Origin of the sequence: Herbidospora galbida, assembly GCF_005233835.1 — a bacterium.
Taxonomy (GTDB): Bacteria; Actinomycetota; Actinomycetes; order Streptosporangiales; family Streptosporangiaceae; genus Herbidospora; species Herbidospora galbida.
The window spans coordinates 1-3792 of the sequence record NZ_SZQA01000097.1 but is presented as its reverse complement, the minus strand read 5'-3'; the positions used below and the strand labels follow the sequence as shown (position 1 = coordinate 3792).

The 3792-nt window shown below is 73.3% G+C and carries 3 protein-coding genes; 2 read left to right on the top strand and 1 reads right to left on the bottom strand.

The features are described 5' to 3' along the window. Window positions 1-696 (top strand): AAA family ATPase (locus FDA94_RS38755; protein ID WP_170991326.1); only part of this gene is annotated, 696 nt, incomplete at its 5' end. 124 nt (window positions 697-820) lie between these two features. After that, window positions 821-1951 (top strand): FUSC family protein, encoded by a 1131-nt coding sequence (locus tag FDA94_RS41300; RefSeq protein WP_170991325.1) that lies wholly within the window; start codon window positions 821-823, stop codon window positions 1949-1951. Here the strand turns inward: FDA94_RS41300 and FDA94_RS38745 are convergent. Continuing rightward, window positions 1948-3792 (bottom strand): WD40 repeat domain-containing protein (locus FDA94_RS38745; RefSeq protein WP_170991324.1); only part of this gene is annotated, 1845 nt, incomplete at its 5' end. The genes FDA94_RS41300 and FDA94_RS38745 overlap by 4 nt on opposite strands.

The following is a 3792-nucleotide window of genomic DNA, read 5'->3' as shown; positions in this document are numbered from 1 at the left end:
GAGGGCGGTCAGCTGACCGAGAAGGTGCGGCGCAAGCCGTTCTCGGTGGTGCTGTTCGACGAGATCGAGAAGGCCCACCCCGACATCTTCAACAGCCTCCTGCAGATCCTGGAGGACGGCCGCCTGACCGACGCCCAGGGCCGCGTGGTCGACTTCAAGAACACGGTCATCATCATGACCACCAACCTCGGCACCCGCGACATCTCCAAGGGCATCGGGGTCGGGTTCGCCAAGAACAACGACGTCGAGGGCAACTACGACCGGATGAAGGCCAAGGTCCAGGAAGAGCTCAAGCAGCACTTCCGGCCCGAGTTCCTCAACCGCGTCGACGACACCGTCGTCTTCCACCAGCTGCGCATGACCGAGATCATCCAGATCGTCGACCTCATGCTCGCCCAGGTGGACGCCCGCCTGAAGGACCGGGACATGGCTCTGGAGCTGACCCCGGCCGCCAAGCAGGTGCTGGCCGACCGTGGTTACGACCCCGTCCTGGGCGCCCGGCCGCTGCGCCGGACCATCCAGCGTGAGCTGGAGGACTCGCTGTCGGAGAAGATCCTCTACGGGGAGCTGCGTCCCGGCCAGGTCGTCAAGGTCGACGTGGTGGGCGAGGGCGAGGCCGCCACGTTCACCTTCGTCGGCGAGGCCAAGCCGGAGACCGAGATGTACGTCCCGTCGGCGTTCACCGCGAAGCCGTAATCAGCTGAAGACCAAGGGCCGGGTGATCCACCCGGCCCTTCGGTTTTGCCGGAACCAGGAAATATCCACCCCCAGGCATGCCGTTTGTCAAGAAATGTCTTATTCGGGGGAGGTGGATACCCGCATGCCGGAACGTCTGACGTCGATCGCCCGCCTGGTCGTCACGGCGGTGGCCGCGTACGTGATCGCGCTCGTCCTGCTCGACACCAGGGCGCCCACGCTGGCCCCGCTGACCGCGATGCTCGTCGTCCAGGTCTCGTTCTTCCGGACGCTGAAGCACGCGGGAGGCCGGATCGTCAGCGTCGCGGCCGGAGTGCTGGTGTCGGTGGTCATGAGCGGGCTGTTCGGGCTCAGCTGGTGGAGCCTCGGCCTGTCGGTCGCGGTCGCCCTTGGCCTCGGCCACCTGCTGAAACTGCGCGAGCACCTGCTTGAGGTGCCGATCAGCGCGATGCTGATCCTGCAGTTCGGCACCGGCCCGGCCGCCGCCGACCGGATCGTGGAGACCCTGATCGGCGCGGCCGTCGGGCTGATCACCGTCTTCGTGGCGACGCCGACGCGCCTGCGCCCCGCCGAGCAGGCCATCGCCGACTTCGGCGGCCGGGTGGCGGGCCTCCTCGACGACATGGCCGCCGGGCTGGCCACCGAGCCCGGCCCCGAGGCGGTCGGCCGCTGGATGGACCAGGCCAGGAGGCTCACCGCCGAGATCCACCGGGTCGAGGCCGCGGTCGACACCGCCGACGAGACCGCCCGGCTGCGCGACCGCACCGCCTCCGGCCACAGCCGCGCCCTGCGGGAGGCCCTCGACACCCTGGAGCGCGCGATCCCGACCGTACGCGGCCTGGCCCGAAGCATCAGCGACCGCACCGGCCTGCGGATGTGGGAGCCCGAGGTCCGCGACCGGCTGGCCAGCGTGCTGCACGACCTGGCCCAGACCACCCGCGGCTACGCCGAGGCGGCCACCACCTGCTGCCCCGAGGAGGCCGAGCGCCTCATGGGCGAACTGGACCGCTCACTGACCGAGGGCCGCCGCATGCGCGACGAACTCGGCGCGGTGCTCCGGAACGACCCCGGCCACTGGCCCTTGCACGGCGAGCTGCTCGTCCACCTCGACCGCCTGCTCGACGGCCTGCGCGACGGCCAGAGCCCGGTGACCTACCGCCGCAACATCCGGCCGCACGAGACGCGGCGCCGGCCGGTGAGCCCCCGGGGCATCCTCGCCCGGACCGGGATGGACCGGCGGTTCTCCCGCGTCTAGCACAGCTGCCGGTAGGGCTGGCCGGGCACGTGGGTGCGCCACTCCTCGGGGGTGAGGGTGCGGCCGGCCTGGTCGCAGACGAGGTCGCGGGCGTCGACGCCGTACAGGGTGGAGTCCCAGATCTCCAGGGCCGGTTGGCCAGGAGCGGTGAACCGTCCGCCGCCCACGAGAGTGCCCCCGTCGGGGCTGAACGCCAGCGCGCTCGCCGCGAAGGCCGGGGCGCCGTCGGCGGGGATCCTGCCGTGCAGGGCGCCCAGCGGCCGGCCGGTCGCGATGTCCCAGAAGCGGACCACCCCGCTGACGTCGCCGCTGGCCAGGACGGTGCCGTCGGGGCTGAACGCGACCGACAGCACGTCGCCGGTGTGCCCCAGCAGGGCGGGACCGGCGGCGACGGCCTTCACCGGATCCCACAGCCGGATCACCCGGTCGGCGCCCCCGGTGGCCAGCAGCCGCCCGTCGGGGCTGAACGCCACCGCGCGCACGTCGCCGTCGTGGCCGCCGAGCCGGCCGGTCAGCCGCCGGGTCTGGTTGTCCCACAGCTCCACGCCCGGTCCGTAGGCCAGCGCGAGCGTCCGGCCGTCGGGCCCGAGGACGCCGTGGTTGGTGACCTCCTGCGGCGGGTTGGCCCACAGGGGCTGGCTGGTGCGGCTGTCGACGTCGAGCAGGCTGATCACGTTGTCGGTGCCCAGCACGACCAGCCCGCCGGTCGTGGGGTCGAACACCATCGAGTGGACCCCGGAGGTCCCCGTCTCGATCGGCACCCCGAGCGGGGTCCGCGAGGCGGTCCGCCAGAGGCGTACGGTGCCCGCGGCGTCGCCGGTGGCGAAGATCGAGCCGTCCTGGCTGAAGGCGATCGCGTCGACCGTGGCGAACCGGCCGCTCTTCGGGTCGGCGACCCGGGTGGTCAGGTCGAGCACGGAGTCGTACGCCGCCATGTTCCAGACCCGGACGGTCCGGTCGGTGGCCGCGGTGAGCAGGGTGTGCCCGTCGGGCGTGTAGGCGACCGCGACGACCGTCCCGGTGTGGCCGGTGATCGTGTCGCCGACACGGCGGCGGCTCACGGTCTCCCAGATCCGCACCGCCTCGTCGCCGCCGCCGGTGGCGAAGGTGGCGCCGTCGGGGCTGAACGCGATCGCCTCGACCGCCCGGTCGTGCGCGGCGAAGTCGGCCCGCCGCGCGAACTCGCGCTCCCCCACGCCCCAGATCTCGACGCCGCCGTCGGCCCGGCCGACGGCCAGGGTGCGCGTGTTCGGGGTGAGCGCGGCCGAGGTGACCCCCTCGGAGGGCAGCAGGCGCAGCCGTTCGCGGGTCTGCAGGTCGAAGGCCTCCAGGCCACGGGCGGTCGCGGTGTAGAAGGTGGCGCCGTCGTTGCCGAACAGCACCAGCGGGCGCTCGCCCGCCGCCGGGAACTCGGCCACCGGCTGGGCCGTGGTGGTGCTCCAGATCGTGACCGGCCGCCCGGCGGCCGCGACGGCGATGGTCCGCCCGTCGGGGGCGAACGCGACGGCCTTGCGCCCGAGGCCGCCGTCGTCGACGGCGACCAGCAGGTCGCGGGCGGCGGTGTCCCAGATCCGCACCGAACCGTCGGAGGCCGCGGTGGCGAACCGGCGGCCGTCGCGGGTGAAGGCGAGGGCGCTGATCGGGTCGTCGTGGGCGTGGACGACCGCGAGCCGGGTGCCGCCCCGCCAGAGCGTGACGTCGCCGCCCGAGGTGGTGGCCGGCACCCCGGCGGGGCTGACGACCATGGTCTCCACGCCGGGCGGGCGCAGCACGTCGAGCGCGGGATGCGCCGCCGAGGCGCGCAGGCCCGCCGCCGCCTCGGGCAGCGCGGGCGCGATCTC